We start from the raw sequence: 22518 nt of genomic DNA on the forward strand, positions 1-22518 counted from the left end.
GCGGTAGTTGCATAGAGCGGTTTTATTTCTCCGCCTAATCACTTCATCCAAAATTTTGATTAAACGTTTGTAGCTACAGCTTCGCACCCTTAATTATGAATTTAATTATTAAGGAGCGAGCACGATGAAGTATCGTAATGCAGACGAAATTTTACCTAAGGAATTGCTGGCGCAAATACAAACTTACTATGACGGGGGTCTAGTTTATATTCCTAAATTAGATAAGGCACGTAAAAAATGGGGCGAAAAATCGGGTAGTCGGCAGTTGCTGATTAGAAGAAATCAGGAAATTCAACAACGTTTTTCTAATGGCGAACCCATTGAATTTTTAGCTGAGTGCTTTTATTTATCCCCTAGTAGCATTAAAAAAATTGTTTATACTAAAAGCCAATCCTTTACTAAGTAAGATTAAAATAAGTGAATGAAATGAAGCTTACAAAATTTCCATCAAAGGGGTGTTTTAGCCCCCAGTTGGTTTTTTGTAGGCTTTTATTATGTTTTTTTTGGATAAAAAAGAAGTTAACTCATTTTGGGTATATCACTTCCATCCTGCCCTTTCTATACTAAATGTAATGAGAGTGAATGGAGGAATTACAGTGGTAGATGGCTTTGAGAATATGGATACCCTTACAAAGCGGGAGCAGCTTATAAAGCTTGCTGATAAGTTAATAGTAAAGGTTTTGCAAAAATATAAACTAGATGGTGCACTTGTACAGTTTATTCAATTTTCAGAGACGATTACATACAAAGTCCAGACGTTGGCAGGACAAGCTTATTTATTGCGATTTCATTTAGAGTCAACGAAGGAAGAAGAAATAGAAGCAGAGCTTCATATTTTACGTGTTCTAGGTGAGTTAAATAATCCTGCTCATCTGGTTGTGCCCCAAGGATTAAGGAATGAAGAAGGGCATTTGGCTACACATCTTCATACGGATGAAGGCTGGAGCCCTTTGGTCACAATGATGTATTGGGTTGAAGGTGAACCTCTACCGCAGGAGCAAAGTGATCGTCTTATTTTTAAAATGGGGGAATGGTTAGCCACTGTGCATGAGGCAATGAAAAAGATTGAGGTTGTGGTTGAAGCCGATACGCTATTAGCAAGACCTACATGGGGAATTATTAGCTTTAGACAAGCAATGGAAAAGTTAGGACAATACTATAAGCATTTTTTAACTGTAGGCGAATGGTCACAATACCAAACAGTAGGGGAAAAAATTATATCGTGTTTAGAACAATTAGAAAATATGAATCTACACTCCAATTCGGACTCCTTTGGACTTATTCATGGTGATGTCCATCTTGGAAACTATATTGTTCACGGAGATCAGCCTTATCTAATTGACTTTGCAAGGTGTGGGTATGGTTACTATTTATATGATGTCGCTGGTGTAATGTTAGGGCTGTCACCTGAGCAACGAAAGGTTTATATAGAGGGATATGAGAAAGGCTGTAGCCTACCCGCGAACTATGTTTCACATATAGAATGCTTTTTTGTTATGCATATCATCGAAAATGGTGCTCACCACTGCTCGAACCCCAATGAAATTCAAGGTATGTTGGATCAACAGCCCTATGCTTTAGCTTATATCAACAGTTTTTTGGAGGGAAAATCATTTTTGTATCAGAGTATTCCACCTGTTCAAATAGAGGAAAAGAGTTAGCACTTTTTTAAAGGAGGGCTTGAAATGGTGGCGACAACGGTCCAAGTCACGTTAACTGATAAAACGAATTGTCATATTATTAAAAATATGTACCCTTTATATTTGCATGATCTATCTGGACATTATGGCTTGGTAGCAGATCATACCCCAAATCAACATGGGATTTTTGAAATTAGTGACCGATTTAAAACACTTCACGACCAGTATGATGAACAAAATATATGGTGGGATAAGCCAGGTGTTCTTTTTCCTTATCTAATCCAAGCTGATCACATTCCCGCTGGGTTTGCTCTTATCGCTACTTCTCCTTATTGTTCTCAGGAGGTTGACTATTTTATGAGTGATTTTTTTCTGCTACAACCCTTTAGAGGAACAGGAGTGGCACAAATTGCAGCAACCTATCTTTTTGAGCAGTTTAATGGGAAATGGGCATTATACACTAACCCTTCGCCTAAAAATAGGATTGGACAAAAATTTTGGGAAAAGACAGTAGCTCAGCATACAAAGGGAAGCTTTATTAAACAAAATGCTTTAACGCATGACGGAGATAAGCTTATATTTTCATTTTGTAACCAGCCATCCACTTAGAATCTACTCATACAGCAAAGCACCGCACGCAGTTTCTAGCGCGCGGTGCCAAAAAATTAACGCCCTTTTTGTAGCTCCTTCAACATTTGAATAAACCTTTGTGCGTATAACGCCTTGGAGAAATGTTTTTTAATGTGTTGTTCGGCAAAGGTAATCATTCGTTTTCGTAAATTTATATCTGCTAAAAGGGAGATGGCTTCTTTTTTCATCGTTATTTTAGAGTTATGATCATAAAATTTCCCCGTTTTATTATGGAAAATAAATCTCCTTACCCCACCTGAATCTGTCGATAAAACGGGGCAACGGCAAATCATCGCTTCCGCAACGGCATAACCAAAACCTTCATGAGTCGAAGATGATAATAGAAAGCCACCTGAGTCTCCAATTATACTTAAATAATCTGCCATCAATTCATGAGGTGTATTCGAATAACGAATGACACGATTTTTTAATGTGGGATGGGTATCTAAAATGTGATTGTATTGTTCAAGCTCATTTGGATCCGCCATGGTGTTATCATCAAATAACCATAAGTATAATTCAGGATATAGCGGAAGCAAGTCTTTTCCCAGCATTAAAAAGTCACGCACATTTTTATTCTTTTGGAGACGTCCCACCCACCCTATAATGGGATAAGGTCTCTTGGGATATGAAGTATAACTAAAATTGTCCCAATCCAAAGGATCATCGAAGCTGTATTGGTGGATGTTGCCATAATTTAATTTCATGAGTGATCTTAATCGCTCATCTTTCGGGTACATAATGGCGTTAACGGTGTTATGAATTTCCTGTATTGTAGCTGGAGTCATTAATAAGTTTTCCTCATGAGAACCAAGACCTTGTAGCTCGAAAATGAGCAGACCTCTATAGCCCCAATTTCTAATCTCGGTGAGCAGCCACATATCTGAGCACACAACAATGCCATCGTAGTTTTCACGGTGGATGATTTCCATCATCGCTTGGTGGTCATTGGTAATGAAGGTTTTAATGTTTCTAATGTTATGCTTGCCTTGGCCATCAAACTTATATAAGAGGTGTGTTTCAACGCCATGCTCTGTTAATGCTTTACTCCGTATTCGATTTAATGTTTCCATTCCTCCGCTAGGATTAAAGAAAATAAATAAGAGCTTCATAGCTTTTCACCTAGTTTCATTATTTTTTCCTCTAGGAAATATATCAATTTAGATGTGCGAAATAATTCATTTGTTTGCATTGGAGATAGATTGTTTTCATTTCGGTATCCAACTGTACGGTTGTCTTCATTGTAGTAGGTAGACCAAATACTTCCGTCTGCACGTCTAAGCTCGTCATACAATACTTGTGTATTCATAACATCATCAAAAGGGTTCAGGTCAAGCAGCATGGTGTAAGGGGTAGTTACTTTTTTAGCTGTGTATACGGTGGCAGTGGTTTTGTCCCAGGTGGGAAGCCACTCAAACATCGTACAAGGGTGGGGAATTTGCTGTAGAGTCGTAGTCACCTGATAGTTTTCAGACAGGTCAATAACTTGGCATATATAATTACTGAATACTTGTTCATACAGATCTTCAATACGGGTTACTGCTTCAGTGGTTGCCTCAGAAAGTAAAAATAAAAAGGTGATTTCTGGAGCAATTCCTCTACGCACTCTGGTATTATGTCTTGTAAGGTGGAAAGCATGCCGCCATTTTCGATGCGCATCGACAGATTTAAGCTGTGAAGAAACGCTAAAGGTTGAATTTACCCGATAATCCATGAGCTCGATCGGAATATATTTAATCTCACAAAAATCAGTAAGTTTAAGCCAATAATCATAATCTTCGATGGGAGCTAGGCTGTATCCACCAACGACCATTTTTGCATACTTTGCTTTATACATGAAGGATACACCAATGGTTGAGGAGTCAAGTAAAGCTTCCTTGGGCTTACCTTGAAAGTTACGTAAAGCGGCAAGAGCATGCTCGTCATAAAGAGGCTGATTATGGTTGTCTATGGGCTGAAATGAACTATATACAATGCCCAGCTCATCAGGGCCATTTTTTAGTGCCCTATATAAAATTTCTAAAAATAATGGTCTATACACGTTATCACTAGAGACCCAAGTCAAAAATTTAATGCCTTTATCCTGATATAATGGTGCAAATCCTGTATTCAGTGCATGAGGTACACCTTGATTCTTTTCATAACTAATAATATTTACTCGGTGATCGTCCCTTATAATGCTCCGAATCAGTGGCTCCATTTCAGGTGCCCCATCAATGACAATCATAAATTTGAATTGTTGAAAGGTTTGGTTAAGTACGGATTGTAGCGCCGCCTCCAGAAATTCAGGTTTTTGTTTATAGACAGGCATAACGATTCCTAAATCGACCACCATATTCACCACTTCCATTAAGAGTATTAATTATAGTGTATTCGTCATTTATCTTGCTGCCTGTGCATATACCTTTTACTCACTTTGACAAATTTAGTAACCATGGTAGCATTGGCACTATAGTCTTTTTATATCAATGTACAGATTAGAAAGGGAGCTATGTTATGCATACAAAAGATAGTTTATTTCAACAATTTCAACAATTAGGGATTGACCCTACAGGTACACTTCTCATTCATTCCTCTATGAAAAGCTTAGGTGAAGTAGAGGGTGGTGCGGATACGGTTTTAGATGTTTTCACGAAGTATATGAAGGATGGACTTCTGGTCTTGCCTACGCATACATGGTCTTATATTAAAGCTGATAATCCTAAATTTTCGGTAACAGATTCACCATCTTGTATTGGCATTTTGCCAGAGCTGTTTCGCAAACGTCCCGGTGTTATTCGTTCTTGGCATCCAACTCACTCTGTGGCGGCATTAGGAAAAGACGCCGCAGATTTTACGAAGGACGATCATAAATTTGATACTCCTTGTGCGCGGGGCTCATCGTGGGGGAAGTTACTCGACCGCAAAGCCACCATTTTGTTGATTGGTGTGGATTTGAAGCGGAATACTTTTATCCATGGCGTCGAGGAATGGGTAGATATCCAAGGAAGAATGACGGATGGGCATGAGCAGCTCATCACTGTTTTACCAGATGGGACAGAAATTGAAGTGCCTTCACGCAGACATTGTGGACTTTCTTGGTCGGAGCATTTTTGGAAGGTCGAGGATGTGCTGATTGACAAGGGAGCGATGTACATCGGTAAGCTTGGAGATGCAGAGGTACGGGTGTGTGATGCTGAAGCGATAGCTACGATTATTACGGAGATGTTAGGAGAAAATCCAGATTTATTTTCAGACAATCTTCCGCTTGAACAAGGAGAATAAACTCGTATAACGAATAAACGTATAACAAGCTTACTTATAGCGAACATGCGGAGAATGAACATCATGATTACGTGTGTTGATCCTCATGCTATCATATAATAAGAAAAGGGAGGGAAAACAACATGAAGACGATTACAGTCCAAAAAATAATTGATAAATTTCACTTAGAGGTGCTATCAGGAGATCATTGTTTAGAACGGGAAATTGACCGTCCGCGTACACATCGCCCAGGGCTAGAGTTTGTTGGGTATTTTGACTTTTTTCCAACGAACCGCGTACAGGTGTTAGGACGTAAAGAAATTAATTATTTGCTCTCGTTAACCGTTGAGGAACGCAAACACCATATCGGCAACATAGTGAAATATCGCCCACCTTGCTTTATTGTAACGTCTGGACAACAAGAGATCCCTTTTTTGACCTTATTTTGCAATGAGGAGGGTATTCCTCTTTTACGTACCAACGAAACAACAACGGAGTTTATTGCTAAATTAGACAGTTACTTAGTTAAGGCACTTGCCCCGGAAATATCGATTCATGGTGTCTGTGTAAACGTATCTGGGATCGGTATCTTGCTACGAGGGAAATCAGGCATTGGGAAAAGTGAGACTGCACATACACTCATAAGGCGGGGGCACCGCTTTGTTGCAGATGATATTGTCGTGCTGAAAAAGCTAGGGCCTACCACGCTCCTTGGCTCACATAATGAGACTACACGTGAGTTTTTGGCGTTACGCAGTATTGGCTTGATTAATGTGGTGCGTCAATATGGACGTCGAGCCTTTCAGGATGAGACACGAATCGTGCTTGATATCGAGCTTGCGCCATGGCGTGAGGATGCTTTAAATAATGAGCTTGAGGTTGAACCTCAATTTAGAGAATATTTAGGTGTGAAAATTCCACATATTGAAGTCCAGCTCCAGCCAGGTCGTGATGTGGCAGGCTTAATTGAAGCTGCGGCAAATAACTGGTATTTAAAACAGCTTGGCTATAGCGCTGCTGAGGAGTTTATGGAGCGGATTAACAGTGAGTTTAATTCATAGGGTTTAATTCATAGGTGAAATTGCCTCTAATTTTTCGGGTAGCATGAACTAGTGATCTATTTTAAAATACGCCATGAGGGCATCTACCCAAAGGAGGTTACATATTGTGAGTTCAGATACAAATACAAATAGAAATGCATATCCATTTCAAAATCCTGCTCTGCCACTTGAAGACAGGGTAACTGATCTAGTGTCCCGTTTTACACTTGAGGAAAAAGTGGGGCTGATGTTACAATATCAAATCGCAGTGGAACGGCTTGGCGTAAAAGCGTACAAACATGGTACTGAGGCGGCACATGGCGTAGCATGGTTGGGTGAAGCGACAGGGTATCCACAGCCGATTGGGCTTGGATGTACATGGGATACCGAGCTGATGCAACGGGTTGGCAGTGCAATTGGTGATGAGGCACGGGGTTTTTATAAGCGTAATCCTGAGGCGAATGGGCTTACCTTGTGGGCGCCCACTGTCGATATGGAGCGTGACCCTCGTTGGGGGCGTACAGAAGAAGCCTACGGCGAAGACCCTGTATTGACTGGCAAATTAGCTTCCGCATTAGTACAAGGTATTCAGGGAGACCACCCGAAATATTTGAAAGCGGTTGCGACATTAAAGCACTTTATTGCTAACAATAATGAAATTGGACGTGGGGATGCTTCGGTCAGCATTGATCCCCGTAATTTACGAGAATATTATTTGAAAGCGTTTGAAATCCCGTTTAAAGAGGGTGGCGCTCAGTCGATGATGACGGCGTACAATGCGATTAATGGCATTCCTGCTAACCTAAGCCCTGATGTAAAGGGAATTGTGAAGCAAGAGTGGGGCATGGATGGCTTTGTCGTTAGTGATGCCTATGATGTCTCAGGAACGGTACGTGATCATGGTTATTTGACATCCTATAAGGAAGCCGTTGCTCGGTCAGTCCGTGAAGGTGGAATTGATAGCCTTACCGATGATGGCGAGCTGATGAAGTTATCGTTACGTGAGGCTCTTGCGGAAGGTTTATTAACGGAGAGTGACCTAGATGAAGCGCTACGCAACACTTTTCGGGTTCGCTTCCGCCTAGGTGAATTTGATCCAGCCTCTGATAATCCGTACGCAAGTATAGATGAATCCATCATTATGCATCCTGACCATGCCAAGCTTTCACGCGAAGCTACTGGCAAGGCGATTGTATTGTTAAAAAATGAAAATAATATGCTACCTTTGTCCTCAGAAATGCTAAAAAAGGTGGCTGTCATTGGACCCCTTGGCAACATTGTATATCGTGACTGGTATAGTGGGGAGTTACCTTATGCAGTTACGCCATTAGAGGGTATTCTGCAACGGCTGGGTGTTAATGATTTAATTACAAATAATAAAGTCATTTTTACATCGGGAACAGATCGAATTAAGCTCAAATCTACAAGTAACGGTCAATACGTACAGATACAGTCTAATGGGCAAGCACAGCTTATTGCAAATGGACAAAAGTGTGAGGAAGCGGCAGTATTTGAATTAACTGATTGGGGTTGGGGGAGTCATACCCTCATTGCCGAGCAAAATGGACGGTATGTAACGACAGATGATCGCAGTGTTAAGGCGTCTGCTGATTACATATGGGAATGGTTTACGAAGGAAGTATTTCTTGCACAATTTGTGTGTGGTGAAGGAGAGAAGATAGAGAGTCAGAAAGGAGAGCAGTTAGAAGAAAAGCTTAAGAATAATAAGGTAGAAAACAAAGTAGTGGAAAAAATAGATAATAAATTAGAGGAAAAAATAGACGAAAAGGTTATCTTTTCTACCTGGAATAATGTCCCCGTAACTGTTCGTAGTGGTACTGGCGAGGTCGTTGTTGGTAGTGGTGCCGCTGAGGAAACAGCGAATGAAATTAACGTTGCAGGTGCTGCATCTGTTGTCAGAGGAGAAGGTGAAATTTCCGCAGAGGTGTTTGAGCTAGAAAAGATCACAGATAAATTTGAAGAAGCTAAGGAGGCGGCAAGTGAGGCAGAGGTTGCGATTGTATTTGTAGGTAACCATCCATTAATCAATGGGAAGGAAACGATGGATCGCCCTGATATTACGTTGCCAGCGGCACAAGAGCAGCTTATTAAAGAAGTGATGGCAGTGAATCCAAATACGATCGTTGTTGTCATTGGAAGTTATCCATTTGCGATAAATTGGGTGGATGAGCATGTGCCTGCGGTGCTCTATAGCTCTCATGCGGGGCAGGAGCTAGGGAATGCGATTGCAGATGTATTATTTGGTGATGTAAATCCTGCTGGGCGCCTCAATATGACGTGGTATAAGTCGGTGGATCAGCTTCCAGCGTTTATGGATTACGATATTATTAAGGGCGAACGAACGTATCAATATTTTAAAGGCGAAGTGTTGTATCCATTTGGACATGGCTTATCTTATACGAAATTTAGTTATGATTCCATTTCTCTTGATAGGCAAAAGTTGGATACTCTCAACATCACGGTAACCCTTACGAACACGGGAAATTGTGATGGGGAAGAGGTTGTGCAGCTATATAGTCATATGGAGCAATCTAGAGTTAAACGCCCATTAAAGCAATTACTTGCTTTTCGTCGTGTAAATCTTGTAGCAGGTCAATCGATCGATATTGAGTTTGAGGTTCCATTATCCCAGCTCGCAATTTGGGATGTTACACGTGAGCGTTTTTGTATTGAATCAGGTACTTATAGCTTTATGGCTGGTTCGTCATCAGCGATCTTGCCCTTACATGTCACTTGTGATCTAGAAGGTGCAATGACCGAAGTGATCCCGCCACGTAATTTGAAACAACCTACTAAGGCAATCAACTATGATGACTATGAGGGTGTGCAAATTATAGAGTGTATGGGTTCTCAGCATACTAAAGACATTGCATTTATGGAAGACATTGAGACTCTAAATGTTCGAAGTGCAGTGGAGGTGCAGGAGCAAGCGGGATGGTTCGCCTTCAAGGATGTTGATTTTGGCGATGGGGTGAGGCAGTTTAAACTGCGTGCTGCAAGTGCGCAAGAACAAGCGGTAGCCGTTGAGCTTCGCTTACAAGGTGTGAATGGGATATTAGTAGGTAAACTAGAGTTTACAGGTACTGGTGTTCAGCAATGGCAGGATTATGTAATAGATATAGAAGATATAGAAGATATAGTAGAGACTAATGGGAAGTATCGAAGTCAGGACGTTTATATCGTTATAAATGGACGTGCAGCGATAAGTATGATTCAGTTTTTAGCTTAATGCATTGGAAAAAACCTTCATCATTCTATGGGTTCAGTCTCTGTAATCAATAGAGTGATGAAGGTTTCTTTTTATCTAAACCTTAAATTTGCCAAGTGCAAGCTGAAGCGCCTGCGAAGTTTGTTCTAGATTCGTTGCAGCTTGTGCAGCTTGCTCAATCCCACTGAGCTGATTGGCATTGGCAGTGACGACGTGCTGAGAACCCTTGCTTGTTTGTCGCGCAATATCGGTAATGTTGGTCACGGATGCCGTAATCTCCTGTAGCCCTGCTGACATTTCCTCTGAAGCTGCCGCCATCTCCTCAATTTGCGTAGAAATATTATGGTGAGTAAGGAGAATTTGCTGGAAGCTGTCTTGTGTTTGATTGGAAATTTGCATGCCAACCTCTGCTTCCTGTACCATTTCCCCCATGGAAGCTACTGAGCGCAACATCCCTTCCTCCATTTGACTGATGACCTCCGCAATTTTATCTGAAAATTCACCTGACTGAGCAGCTAGCTTTTGAACCTCAGAAGCGACGACCGCAAAACCAAGACCATGCTCGCCAGCCCTTGCTGCTTCAATGGAAGCGTTTAGTGCCAATAGATTAGTCTGGACAGAAATTTGGCGAAGCATTTTAAGGATTTGGGAGATTTCTTGAGATTTCTCGTTTAGAATTTGAATGGCTTCGTCTGTTTCAATTACTTTATGGTGAATATGATTCATCTGCCCGACAGTACTAGCGACAAGCTCCTTCCCAGTTTCAGCCTGACCTTTGGAGTATTGGGCAGATTCCGCAATGTCAGCCGCATTTTCTGCGATACGTTGCACACCAATGGTGACTTCCTCCATCGCAATTAAATTTTCAGCTGTACTTTTTGTTTGCATTTCTGCTCCACTCGATACTTCCTGTATGATTGCCGCGATTTGTTTTGATTGCTGTTCAGATTGCTCTGTAATTTGTAAAATAGCTTCGGTTGCCTCTGCCACTTGATCCGCAGATTCCATTCCATGCTGTATAAGCTGCTGTAAATTGCCCTTCATTTGATTATAGCTGCTCACCAGATCACCAATTTCATCATGGATTGGATCTGTGATTGAGGTCGTGAAATCACCTTGACCTGCTTGCTGTAATGCACTAGAGATTTTCCGAATTCTTTTACTCATTAGTGAGATAAATATAATAATTACAACAACAGAGATTACGATAGCGATAATCATCAGGGGTGCAAAATATTGAATAAAGGAGCTAATAATAACCTGAATTAAATGTTGAGGTGCTGCTACAGAAGCAATACCAATGGTTTCTCCATCCTTATTTTTAATAGGTAGATAGGCAGCTTGATATTTTTCACCAACAATATCTGCTTCACCATAATACTCCCCACCCTGATCCAACACAATTTGAGCGACAGTGGGAGAAACCTTTGTTCCCACCGCACGTTTACCCTCTACCATGACGTTGGTTGAAATCCGTTGATCATTTTGGAAAAATGTGACAATATCGTCTGTCAATTTTCCGATTTCATCTACAATGTCCTCATTATCATTCATTTGAACTGAACCCTTATAGAGCTTCCCATCTTGAATGGACCAATCCCCAGGATATTTATAGTTGAGGAGCTCACTAACAAGCCGGAGGTCACTTTTTGCCTTCTCACTGGCAAATGTTTTGATGCCTTGTCCCATTTGCTGAATGACAACAGCGACAATTGCCACAGAAAAAATGAGTAATACGCTAATTACTATAAGACTTATCTTGGTGCCGATGCTTCTCTTTTTCATGGCTAATCACATCTCCAGTTTCTGCAATAAATTAGATGGGGTATTATATTTTATAGATATTATCGGTTTAGCTAGGATCGTAGTTTATCAATTTTAGCAGCAAACAACGATCCAATTTATTACAATGGTAATAGGCAATCATACCAACCTAAAAATAGGAGGGAGAAGTAGATGGATAGAACTATATTTGAACAAATAGATGATGTTATTGAAAAAATGCAAGCGGTGATTGAACAGGAGTTACAGCAAAATCCTCATTTTTATGCCCAATATCCGATGGAGCTTTTAACGGAGGCCAATCCAGCAGATATTGAGGAAGTCACTAAGCGTTGGACATTACCTGAACCTTATGTGTATTTCCTCCAGCATTATGTTCCTCAGCGAGTAGGTTGGGCAACGGACGAATATATTCAGTTACATATTTTTGGTGCATCTGAATTGCAAGAGGGTCAAATCGGATATAACTATAATCCTGTAACCCAAGAGGTGATCGAAGATTGGCCTGCGCATTACTTAGTGATAGCTTCTGATGAAGGTGATCCATATTGCTTGGATTTATCGAGGGAGGACACTGTGGTATATACTGCCTTGCATGGGCAAGGAGAATGGGATTTTTCTATTGCTTATGAAAGTTTAGTAGAGTTCCTTTATAGTACTTTGTTGCCAAAGGAGATTGAGGTGTCTGATCCAAGTGAGCTAGCGGATTATAAATACTATAAGTTATGGCTTACGGGAGAGGGCAGTGATCGAGTTAAGACGCTTTTATTTATAAAAAAGCTTAAAAACTGCAATGTTGCCGAGGCTAGAGCGTATTTGGCAGAGCTACCGTTATTAGTGTTTAAAGGAATTGAGCAGAGAGCTATGCAGATGGAAAAAGAATTAAAAGCTATTAGTGCTGAATATAGGATGGAGCAGATTGGTTGGGAGGAGTTTATTAGGGAAGAAGGGTAGTCTAGTATAAAAGAGACTTGGATTAAAAAATCCCCACACCCTTCAAAAGGGCGTGGGGGCAACAACTAGATTAGTGATAATAAACAATAAACTAATGGCCTTAGTTACTTTCAAGTGAAAGAATAAGTGCCCTTAATAGCTCGTCATAATTAATATCCTTTTCAAAGAAAGTAAATGCGACAGTATAATATACATCGTCTTGGTTCCACGTATAGTATGTCGGAATCTGCAATGTTTTTCTGCCATTATCTCCTGTATATTCTCCTCGTGTTTTAAGATAAGATTGTTCTTCTTCGGTATATACTAAAATATTTAATCCGTTTAATGTGATTCCCTTCTTGTAGGAAAGTTTATTAGTATTAAGTAAAGGTTTTTTACTTTGGAGAAGTGTAATGTCATCGTTCAGATCATATTCCTTTGTTTTAGCAAATGATTTAATGCGGTAGCTACTCTCTAGTGCATCTTCAGTTCGGCTGTAGGTAAGATTTGTATTGGTATCATGCTTTCTAAGCAAAAGTGTATTAAGTATTTCAAACCCAGTATCTTGAATGACTACTGGCAATTTTGGCTTAAAGCCAAGAATGTTTTGTACTGTAGTTAAATCATCCTTAGTATAAATCGGAAATGAGTTACCTTCTCCACTATAATTGACATGCTGTACTTGCAGCGGCTCTACAAAAGAAGCAACAATTTGAGCTAGGTCAGCTCTAGATATTACTCCATCAAGATTGGTTTTGGCTGTGTTAGACTTAGTATTTTTAAAATTAATGACATAAGTTATACCTTGATCTTCCCATACGAAGCTATGTCCAAGGATAGCTTTTGTATTATTTTTTTGTCCCTCAGGTGGTGCTTCTGTATATAAAGTACCTGTAATATTATCTATTGTAAGGGAGGCTTGTCCAGACTCTGTAACTGAATGATTAGAAACACCCCATAGCATATTTTGATCAATTAATGACTGTACCTCAAGGCCAGCTATAACCTCAAAGGAGCGATATTGTTCTTGTTTCTTATTATTAGAGTAAAATATCGTTACTGCGGCAGTTTGATCTGCCCGTTCTGGATGCACAAATGATTTAGTAGACCAGATATTATCAAGCATATAACCATTAGGAATAAAATCTGGAACTTTAAAATCGAACTCCTTAAATTGAAGTGCTCGATCTAATGAATGAAACCATTTAAATGATTCAGCGTTTCTTGCATATGGCATAGATGATGATGAACTGCTCAGTAATATATTTTTTTCTAGCGCTGCTGATGTATTCGTTGCTTGAGGTTCATTTCCTGATGCATTATTATTTTGTGAACTTGGTGAATTAGTTAGTAGTACGGCACCCAATACAAATAGCAATAAAATAGCTAAAGCTGTCATTTTATATGAGCCTTTTTTAAAGTTAGCCACCATGATAATCCTCCGTTTCGTATCCGATTTCCGATTATAAAATGAAGATAAATGAACCTGTGGTACAGAGCTTGACTTAAATAAACGGGTCATCATAAGTAATGTTAATCCATATTCCGACACTTCTTGGCCATCTAAATGGGATAGCACTCCTGTATCGCAAGCGATTTCTTGATCTAGTCGCATTTTATGAACCGCCCACCACACGATAGGATTAAACCAATGAATACATAATGAGATTGTCCATAATAAGTTGATCCATAAATCTTTACGCTTAAAATGCATGAGTTCATGTTTTACGATATGGTCTAGTTGATGGTTAGTGGCGATGGCTATAATATCTTCTGGTAAATAGATGCTAGGTTTGAATACCCCATATAAACAAGGGCTTCGCACATAACTAGTCTCATAGATTGTAATGTTTGAGTGAATTCCAAGCTGTTGTTTGGATTGAACTAAAATATCATTTAGCCGTGTATCACCAGACCTACGTGTTTTTATTATGAGGTGTCTAAAACGCCAATTACTTATGCAGTAATAAGCACTCAGAAGTATGACCCCACTCAACCAGATGAGGGAAAATAACGATAGTGCATGTAATGGCTGATTTGATTCTGAGTTTGAATTGTTCGCAGTAGGCATTCTAGTTATAGACTCAAACTGAGATGGGGACTTTTGAAGCCTGTTTGTTAGCTGGGCGCCATCTTTTTGTGTTTGGGGAAGGGAGGTCACGGTAACCTCTCCCTCCTTTTTTATGTCTTCTAATGGCTTAACCGTAGTTGCTTCATATGTCTGCTGCCAATTTATATTGTTAGGTGCGGTTTGAGGTAATAAATTGAACATACTGAGCATACTTTGAGGTGCAATTGGTACTATCAGCTTGACTAGCAACAAAAACCACATAGCATAAATAGCCACAGGGCTTAAATAACGATGCAAAACTTTACGAAGTATAAGGATGACAATCAATATGATGATGGAGACATAGGAATGAGTAAGTACAGTAGCAAAAGCTGATTCAAGAAAACTCATCATTTCCGTTTACGCTCCAATAATTGTTGAAGCTCATCAATGTCTTGATCTGACAACGTTTCCTCTTCAATAAACTTCGCACACAACATACCTGCCGCGCCGTTATACACTCGGTTAAGAAAGGATTTATTTTCTGAGTTTAAATACTCATCATAGGAAACTAATGGACTATACAAATAAGTGCGCCCCTTTTTTTCAAACTGGATGGCTTGTTTTTTATGTAGTCGATTCAAAAATGTTTTAATTGTCTGATCTGACCACTCCATCTGAGCTGTTAGCTTCGTAATAATTTCATTAGCTGCTAAAGGAGAGTTCTCCCATAGTAGCTTCATAACTTCACTTTCCGCTTCAGTAATATGTGGAATGTCCTTATTATCCCTATTGTTACTCATGTCACTCATCGTAGTCACCTCTTCAACATTTTGTTTACATGTGTAAACGATATAATAGTTAAAGATTACACTTGTAAACGTAGAGTTGTCAATGGTAACTTTGTACAGAATTACTACATACTAAAAAGCTCGGCTACTAAAAAGCGCATCGCTTTCTAGCAGCCAAGCTACAAGTTAATTTGCCAAGGAAGAGGCAGTTCAAATTATTTCAACTTCGCTACATGTACAGCAACCTGTTCAATTTGTGCTTTGCTTAACGTGTGGTCAGGAGAGCTGATCGTTACTGTTCGATCATCTAACTGGTAGCTCAGCATTGGAGTATCCGAAGGCGTATACCATTTTGCTTTCACACCATTTGCGAGCGTGACTTCTTTGGCATCGTAGCCATTAGAATAATCGCGTGGTGATACATTGACAATCATATGCTTGAAAATGTGGTTAACCCCATCACCTGTAGCCGCCGTCTTTACATAGCTATCGTTTTGAGTCATTTGCTCAGGCGCATAAGGCGTTTCAAATGATTCAAACTGGGCATAAGCCGCTTTGATTTCTTTAATTTGTGCTGCGCTGTAATTCACCTTGGTTAAAGCGTGTACTTCGCTGTTTCCTTTTTTGCCAGTCCCAATAACTACAGTATGACGAGCGGAATCAAAGGATACGTCAGCGCCAATCATTTGGGAGACTGCACGTAGAGGGACGTAAGTAGTGTTTTGATACGTAATAGGAGCTAATTGCTTGCCATTGCCATCTGTTACATTACGTGCTTCTCCGTCTACTTGAAATGCAATTTCATGATTTAGGTAAGCACTGATTTTTTCTAATTTCGTTCCTGCATAAACGCCAGCCGCGCCAGTTAAAGTCATACCTACGATAAGGGTAGCTAATAATGTTTTTTTCATGATGATAATCTCCTTTTTTAAAAATTGACTTGTAGTTTTGGTTTATCTTGCTAATTTATCGTCCTTATTTAAAATCAACTATTTGTGTAACTGTCAGGCTATTTGGATCGTCTGCTGTAATTCCAAGCTTTGTTCCGTCAGGACTCCAGCTGAGTGGATAGGTTGGATAATAAGAGAGTCCAAGTGGTGATACTTTTCCAGTATTTGAGTCAAAAATATAAACCCCGTTCATTCCACTTTTGTTTTCACTATAAGCTGCGAACGCTAGCTTACTTGAATCAGGCGACCATGAGAAATACGATAATAAGTCACCTTTGCCTAAAAATAAGCCCTGTGCATTTCCTTTTGTGTCGTATAATATCAGGTCCGATTGTGCTTTACCCCTTTCAGTTATACTCGCCGCGATCTGCTTGGCATTTGGTGATAGACTGAACTCATATACTTTGGGTGCAAGCACGGTTGGTTTTGGTACTGTAGGGGAGAATCGCTTTAACCGTTGTTCTTTATCCTTGTAATAAATAAAGCCTCCACCTACTGCAAATTCATTAAAGCTTTCTACCTCGTTATCCTCTAGCTTCACTTTTTGCTTCGTTCCATCAGTTGAGATTTTCCAGATGTCACCCTTATTTTCCATAGCGCCTGTGGCAAGGATGTAGGTATTTTCGTTTAGCCACCCACCCATTTCTAAATAATTGCTTACCGAAATGGGGGTGATTTCACCTGTAGCGAGATTTTTGATTGCATTAGCTGCGGTGTATTTATCCCTCCAAGTCTGAATGAAGCTATATTTTCCGTCTGGTGATTCGCTTGCCTTCGCAACTGTTCCCTCCGTTTGGTTTTGTAGTCCCTCTGAGGCTGGAATAGGTTCACGTTCCCCTGTTTTCAAATCCACCTTAAACCAGTTATAACTGTACGTTGCCTCCTTGGTTGGGGTCGCTTTACTTTTTAACGTGGTGACCATAATTTGCACCTCATCCATAGATAGCCATTTCTCTATGTTTGCGCCATCTAAACGATGAATACGATTCACTGCAATTTCCTGCTTTGCCTTAGTGGGTTGATCGTCGGTTACAATGGTCAGCTCGCGTTTTTCTGTGTTTCGCTTTCCCGTTGAGTCTTTGCCAGCGTGTATGTTACAGCCAGTTAAGCCAGTGAGTACGGAAACGCACAGTAATGCTACTAGAAATCTGTTTTTCCTACGATAAAGGCTTAAGCTAAAGTTACTTTGCTTCATTTTCAGGGTCTCCTTCGTTCTAACCGTGTTTAGCTCCCCTATGGCTCTTAGTATAGAAAGACAATGTTGCATGAGAATATCCAGCTTGTATCTAACTTGTAAACAATCATCTAAAATTATATTCAAAAAAAATCAGGATTTAACAGCGGTTGAAGCCACTCCCTAACACGAAGCGGCTTACCTCCTCTGTAATACCTAATTTTAATTTTGAGCCTCAACCACTTGTATACAATGGAAGCTCTAATCTAAATAACGAACCCTCAGGGGTGGTGTGCTCCAAGGTCACTTTACCGCCTTGCTTTTGTGCAAGGTTACTCGCAATCGCTAATCCAAGCCCTGTGCCTCCCGTTGCTCTGGCGCGGTCCTTACTTACTGTAAAAAAGGGATCAAAAATCCGCTTTACAGCGTCTGGGGGGATACCTATGCCTGTATCCTTGACCTCCACTGCCATATAGGTTGTGCCATCGGTGTGTTGCGCTCTATAGTTGCGTAGGTGTACATGCCCACCCTCTTGATTATATTTGATCGCATTATCTAATAAATTAAGCATAATATGGCGCACATTATCGGCATCTGCCCACACTTCTCCAGCATCAAAGGAAGAAGTTAGTCTAATATTACGTTGTTCTGCTTTGGCTTGCAGTCTTGCTACCGTTTCCTCTAAAAGTGGCACAATTGAGATCACTTCTACCTTTGTTTGTAGCTCATAAATATCCATAGCAGAGAGTTGGAGCGCCTTTTCCACAAGTGCAAATAATCGTTGTGCCTCTACATGAATACGTCCACTGGCATCCTCTAATAATGCAGGGTCATCACGGTACATCGTTAACAGGTCAGCGTATGCCATAATTGAGGTTAAAGGTGTTTTCAGCTCATGACTAATATTACCGATAAATTGCTTTTGCTGTTGCTCTAGCTCCGTCAATTGCCCAATCGCTTCCATTAGCTTTTGTCTTTCCTCATGTAATTCACTGACATTACTTGCGATACTGCCGCTCATATTAAATATGCCTTGCGCCAGCTCACCTAACTCGTCTTGTCGTTGTACGGATGGAGAAGCTAAATAATTCCCCTTCCCGATCTGTACCGTATCTTGATTTAACTGCTTGATGACATTAATTTGACGCCATAAATAAATATAGCCTATTAGAAAGCCGATCACTAACACACCTGCACCTGCAAAAATAAACAGATCATAAATTCGGTTATAAAATGCATTTTGCTCTGCTAAGGAGGCATGAAATTGGACAGTGCCAAGCCGTTCCTCTGTATAATACAAGGGAGCAAGATACAATAGCTGATCTCCCTCCGTAATATAAGCAGCATGGCCTTGAGCCGTGGCTTCCAGCGCATCCGCTATATTCGCTTGAGGTTGGAAGGGCAAAGAGGTGCCCACAAACTGACCATTTACGTCATAGATCGTAACTGCCAGCCCACTTTGTCCCCCTAAGTCCACCGCCAGCCGTTGACCACTTTGCTCCATAAACTGAGCTGGTGTAGCTTGATCCTGACTTAGATACTCTTCACGCACCTTCAGATTGGCAGCAGCCGCTTGTCTGGAAAACGACTGCTCCAATCTCGTCTTCTGATCGTCCTTAATCCCATTAAGCACTAGTACACTTAAACAAGTTACGATAAAGACAAGTAATAGGGCGAGTAAGAGGGAAAGCTTAGCTTTAAGTCCTAATTTGAATGTGGTACGCATTAGCTTTTCTCCGTGCTTTTATAGCCAATTCCGTATACGGTTGCGATTAGTCCATGAAAGTCACCAAGTTTTTTACGTAAACGCTGAATATGAATATCTACGGTTCTTGTCCCACCATCAAAATCTATGCTCCATACTTGCTCTAATAGCATTTCACGCGAAAATACACGTTCAGGATTACGCATCAACAAGACAAGGAGATCAAATTCCTTTGGCGTTAAATCCAAGGACTTACCCTCCAAAGAAATCGTTCGACTATATAATTGTGCGGTAAGTGCAGAGAGCTCAATGACATCTTGATCTTTGGGTACTTCTTGGACACGAATCTGCCCACCACGGCGCACCAATGCCTTCACCCTAGCTAATAGCTCACGCATATCAAAAGGTTTGGTCATATAATCGTCTGCACCTAGCTCTAAACCAAGCACTTTATCAACAATATCATCCTTCACGGTGAGCAAAATGATACCTGGACGGTTTTTGCCCTCCAGTCTACGACAAACTTCATAGCCATTTAAATGGGGCATCATCACATCAAGCACCATTACCTCTGGCTGGAAAAGGGCAACCTTTTTTAAAGCTTCCTCTCCATCTGCCGCGGTATCTACCTCATAACCTTCCCTACGTAGGGCGTAAGCAATGGCGGTAGATATGCTACTTTCATCGTCTACAACAAGTATTTTGCTCATTTTGCTCATCGTGGGATCGCCTCATTTATAGGGATAATTAATGATAGGGATTTGTCGATTTAGACCTTCGCCGCCCATACTTCGATTTCAATTTTAATTTCAGGCAAACCAAGCTCAGTAATGTACCCTACCGTCATCGCAGGATAGTCATTTCCAAATAGCTTCTCCCACTCAGCATAAAGATAATCCCAATCTATTTTTTGTGTTGCCCATATGTTTACTTTAATAATGTTGGTTGCATCAAGTGCTTCGGAATGTAAAACGGTTTGAATATTTTGAAATGTATAATAAATTTGATCGTTCATTTGTTCGGGGAAACGGCCCTCTGGGTCTACGCCAATCTGTCCAGAAGTTACGAATAGCTCCGCATTTCTGGGGATTTTTGTAATATGGCTATAGTTTCCGACAGGAGCACTCATATTTGATGGGTTTTTTCTTGTAATTTGGGGTTTATTCATTTTAAATTCCTCGCTTTTATCGTCTTTTTATAATCAAAAACTAGATTTTGGGCAGACTCCACCCTATAGTTTTGATTTTAGAAAAAAACCGCAGTAGAGTACCCATAACCACAACCAATACAAGCTAGAACCTTCTTTTTCATAGTTACTGTACTCCTTTCTGCATTTTATGCGAAGATAATAATAAAGATTGTAGACGAAATTGATGCTAGAGTCAAAATCCTTGAAACTTAAGCTTTAAGTGGTTTGATTTATCCGAACTAATGATAAAATATTTAACATAAGTGTGGATGGAGATAGATATTGTTATTGAAAATTCGGTTGTTGAGGTGAAAACAAAGTGAAGCCAATCACGATTCTAATTGCAGATGATGAAGTAGAAATCGCTAACCTTGTTGCGTATCATTTGGAAAAGGAAGGGTACCAGACGGTCCAAGCGCATGATGGTAAAGCTGCGTTACAGGTTATTCAATCCCAAGCTATTGATTTAGCTGTATTAGATATTATGATGCCTGAACTAGATGGATATGAGGTAACAAGACAAATTCGCGATAAGAAATACGTATTGCCAATCATTTTTTTAAGTGCAAAAACATCCGACTTAGATAAAATTACAGGGCTCGTAATGGGGGCAGATGATTATATGATTAAGCCCTTTAATCCTATGGAATTAGTAGCTCGTGTAAATTCTCAGCTCAGACGTGCAGCGATGTTCAGTCAAGATACCAAGGAAAGTAAGGCAACGATCGAGATCAGTGGGCTCATGATTTTTCATGATCAACATAGAGTTACATTGTATGGCGAGGAGATAGAACTCACTCCAAAGGAGTTTGATATTCTCTCCTTATTGGCGGGTCATCCAAAGCAAATTTTTAGCGTCGAAAGTATTTTTCAGCATGTTTGGGGCGAGGCGTATTTTGAGAGCAACAATACAGTGATGGTGCATATTCGTACTTTACGTAAAAAGCTAGGGGAGGACATCCATCAAGCTAAGCTCATTAAGACGGTATGGGGTGTGGGGTACACCTTCAATGGATAAATATCAAGGTAGTGGGGCATCTTTTCGTGGCTTTCGTTCTAAAATGATCCTGCTGCTCGGATTAAGTATGCTTTGCTCTGGAACAATTACATATGGGCTCTATAGATTATTGCAGTTTTTTTATAAAGATGTTCGTAGGGAGGACTTTTTGGCTCAAGTTCGCCGTATTATGTTTCAAATTGGCGATATCTATTGCTTCCTCATCATCTTTATTCCACTTGTTATTTTATTTTTCTTTTGGTTTTCCAAGCCTTACTCTGATTATTTCAAACAAATTTCTACGGGGATACGTGCACTAGCTGATGGGGATTTTAACCATCGGGTTTATATTAAATCAGGGGATGAATTTGCAGTTATTGCAGAGGACCTTAATTTGGCAGGGCTGAGGTTAGAAGAGGCGGTGTCACGGGGTGACTTTGCAGAAAGCAGTAAGGACCAGCTTGTAGTGAACTTGGCGCATGATTTACGAACGCCGTTGACCTCTGTATTAGGGTATTTGGATTTAGTGATCAAGGATAAAAAGTTGACAGAGGAGCAGGTTCAGCATTTTATTTCGATCGCTTATACGAAGTCACAGCACTTAGAACGACTGATTGAGGGCTTGTTTGAAATTACAAGAATGAACTATGGGAAGCTAACAATTAAACAGGAGCAGGTTAATTTAAGTGAATTATTGTATCAATTACATGAGGAATTGTATCCAGTGCTCGAAAAGCATCATTTAACTGCTAGGCTAGAGGTTGCACCTCAGCTGTTGACCCTGGGGGATGGGGAGCTATTGGCTCGTGTATTTGAAAATTTGCTAACGAATGCCTGTCGTTATGGAAGTGATGGCATCTATGTTGATATTAATGGAAGGCTTAAGGATGAGCGTTCTATTGCGATTCAAGTCATCAACTACGGCAGTTCAATAAAGCAAGAGGATATTCCTCATATTTTTGATATGTATTTTCGGGGAGATCGGGTGCGTTCAAGTCAAGGTGGGGGAACGGGACTTGGGTTATTTATTGCTAAAAATATCGTAGAGCAGCATGGGGGGACGATCGCTGTAACGAGTGATGCAATTTCAACCTGCTTTGAGGTTATTTTACCGCTAGGCATAGCTAATTAGCTAGTAGTAAATGAAGCTCCGTCAAAATTTAAG

At 40.3% G+C, this 22518-nt stretch carries 19 protein-coding genes; 9 read left to right on the top strand and 10 right to left on the bottom strand.

What is annotated here, in order from left to right; translation table 11 throughout:
* Nucleotides 1-124 precede the first annotated feature (124 nt).
* The 3 genes from J2Z32_RS09655 to J2Z32_RS09665 all read left to right on the top strand — a co-directional run bounded on the left by J2Z32_RS09655 (nucleotide 125) and on the right by J2Z32_RS09665 (nucleotide 2249).
* On the top strand, nucleotides 125-406 hold the full coding sequence (locus tag J2Z32_RS09655) for a CD3324 family protein (protein ID WP_210088960.1): 282 nt from the start codon (nucleotides 125-127) through the stop codon (nucleotides 404-406).
* 97 nt (nucleotides 407-503) lie between these two features.
* Nucleotides 504-1661 carry a phosphotransferase enzyme family protein gene (locus J2Z32_RS09660; RefSeq protein WP_210088961.1) on the top strand — a complete coding sequence of 386 codons (1158 nt, stop codon included), beginning with the start codon at nucleotides 504-506 and terminating at the stop codon, nucleotides 1659-1661.
* A 24-nt stretch (nucleotides 1662-1685) separates the two neighbouring features.
* Complete coding sequence (locus J2Z32_RS09665; RefSeq protein ID WP_210088962.1) at nucleotides 1686-2249, top strand: hypothetical protein; 564 nt, start codon at nucleotides 1686-1688, stop codon at nucleotides 2247-2249.
* A 56-nt stretch (nucleotides 2250-2305) separates the two neighbouring features.
* Here J2Z32_RS09665 and J2Z32_RS09670 read toward each other — a convergent pair whose 3' ends face one another.
* On the bottom strand, nucleotides 2306-3382 hold the full coding sequence (locus J2Z32_RS09670) for a glycosyltransferase family 4 protein (protein ID WP_210088963.1): 1077 nt from the start codon (nucleotides 3380-3382) through the stop codon (nucleotides 2306-2308).
* Nucleotides 3379-4605 (bottom strand): glycosyltransferase family 2 protein, encoded by a 1227-nt coding sequence (locus J2Z32_RS09675; RefSeq protein WP_245251356.1) that lies wholly within the window; start codon nucleotides 4603-4605, stop codon nucleotides 3379-3381. Before J2Z32_RS09675 ends, J2Z32_RS09670 begins: the two co-directional genes overlap by 4 nt.
* A gap of 161 nt (nucleotides 4606-4766) precedes the next feature.
* On the opposite strand from J2Z32_RS09675, the gene J2Z32_RS09680 reads away from it, so the two are divergent.
* The 3 genes from J2Z32_RS09680 (at nucleotide 4767) to J2Z32_RS09690 (ending at nucleotide 9803) form a co-directional block, all read left to right on the top strand.
* Nucleotides 4767-5534 carry an AAC(3) family N-acetyltransferase gene (locus J2Z32_RS09680; RefSeq protein ID WP_210088964.1) on the top strand — a complete coding sequence of 256 codons (768 nt, stop codon included), beginning with the start codon at nucleotides 4767-4769 and terminating at the stop codon, nucleotides 5532-5534.
* 122 nt (nucleotides 5535-5656) lie between these two features.
* Nucleotides 5657-6574 (top strand): HPr(Ser) kinase/phosphatase, encoded by a 918-nt coding sequence (gene hprK / locus J2Z32_RS09685; protein WP_210088965.1) that lies wholly within the window; start codon nucleotides 5657-5659, stop codon nucleotides 6572-6574.
* Nucleotides 6575-6680: 106 nt separating this feature from the next.
* On the top strand, nucleotides 6681-9803 hold the full coding sequence (locus J2Z32_RS09690) for a glycoside hydrolase family 3 C-terminal domain-containing protein (protein WP_425342991.1): 3123 nt from the start codon (nucleotides 6681-6683) through the stop codon (nucleotides 9801-9803).
* A gap of 75 nt (nucleotides 9804-9878) precedes the next feature.
* On the opposite strand, the gene J2Z32_RS09695 is transcribed toward J2Z32_RS09690, so the two are convergent.
* The gene (locus J2Z32_RS09695; protein ID WP_210088967.1) at nucleotides 9879-11567 is read right to left on the bottom strand and encodes a methyl-accepting chemotaxis protein; all 1689 of its coding nucleotides are present in this window, start codon (nucleotides 11565-11567) and stop codon (nucleotides 9879-9881) included.
* A gap of 171 nt (nucleotides 11568-11738) precedes the next feature.
* On the opposite strand from J2Z32_RS09695, the gene J2Z32_RS09700 reads away from it, so the two are divergent.
* Nucleotides 11739-12518, top strand: coding sequence for an SMI1/KNR4 family protein (locus tag J2Z32_RS09700; protein ID WP_245251357.1), 780 nt, complete (start codon nucleotides 11739-11741; stop codon nucleotides 12516-12518).
* 100 nt (nucleotides 12519-12618) lie between these two features.
* On the opposite strand, the gene J2Z32_RS09705 is transcribed toward J2Z32_RS09700, so the two are convergent.
* The 7 genes from J2Z32_RS09705 to J2Z32_RS09735 form a co-directional block, all read right to left on the bottom strand.
* Entirely contained in the window at nucleotides 12619-14961 is a 2343-nt protein-coding gene (locus J2Z32_RS09705; protein WP_210088968.1) for a M56 family metallopeptidase, read from the bottom strand.
* Nucleotides 14958-15359: a BlaI/MecI/CopY family transcriptional regulator gene (locus J2Z32_RS09710; RefSeq protein ID WP_245251358.1), complete on the bottom strand. Its 402-nt coding sequence runs from the start codon at nucleotides 15357-15359 to the stop codon at nucleotides 14958-14960. The genes J2Z32_RS09705 and J2Z32_RS09710 overlap by 4 nt, the downstream gene beginning before the upstream one ends.
* Nucleotides 15360-15553: 194 nt before the next feature.
* A complete protein-coding gene (locus J2Z32_RS09715) occupies nucleotides 15554-16249 on the bottom strand; it encodes a stalk domain-containing protein (protein ID WP_210088969.1) in 696 nt (231 codons plus the stop codon).
* Between the two features lie 64 nt (nucleotides 16250-16313).
* A complete protein-coding gene (locus J2Z32_RS09720) occupies nucleotides 16314-17483 on the bottom strand; it encodes a WD40 repeat domain-containing protein (protein ID WP_210088970.1) in 1170 nt (389 codons plus the stop codon).
* Nucleotides 17484-17697: 214 nt separating this feature from the next.
* Entirely contained in the window at nucleotides 17698-19188 is a 1491-nt protein-coding gene (locus tag J2Z32_RS09725) for a sensor histidine kinase (protein WP_210088971.1), read from the bottom strand.
* Nucleotides 19188-19877: a response regulator transcription factor gene (locus tag J2Z32_RS09730; RefSeq protein ID WP_210089108.1), complete on the bottom strand. Its 690-nt coding sequence runs from the start codon at nucleotides 19875-19877 to the stop codon at nucleotides 19188-19190. The genes J2Z32_RS09725 and J2Z32_RS09730 overlap by 1 nt, the downstream gene beginning before the upstream one ends.
* A 59-nt stretch (nucleotides 19878-19936) precedes the next feature.
* Nucleotides 19937-20335 carry a RidA family protein gene (locus tag J2Z32_RS09735; RefSeq protein WP_210088972.1) on the bottom strand — a complete coding sequence of 133 codons (399 nt, stop codon included), beginning with the start codon at nucleotides 20333-20335 and terminating at the stop codon, nucleotides 19937-19939.
* A 340-nt stretch (nucleotides 20336-20675) separates the two neighbouring features.
* On the opposite strand from J2Z32_RS09735, the gene J2Z32_RS09740 reads away from it, so the two are divergent.
* A complete protein-coding gene (locus tag J2Z32_RS09740) occupies nucleotides 20676-21374 on the top strand; it encodes a response regulator transcription factor (protein ID WP_210088973.1) in 699 nt (232 codons plus the stop codon).
* Nucleotides 21367-22485 (top strand): HAMP domain-containing sensor histidine kinase, encoded by a 1119-nt coding sequence (locus J2Z32_RS09745; RefSeq protein ID WP_210088974.1) that lies wholly within the window; start codon nucleotides 21367-21369, stop codon nucleotides 22483-22485. Before J2Z32_RS09740 ends, J2Z32_RS09745 begins: the two co-directional genes overlap by 8 nt.
* The last annotated feature ends 33 nt before the right edge of the window (nucleotides 22486-22518 follow it).

The organism is Paenibacillus turicensis, from assembly GCF_017873435.1.
GTDB classification, from domain to species: Bacteria; Bacillota; Bacilli; order Paenibacillales; family Paenibacillaceae; genus Fontibacillus; species Fontibacillus turicensis.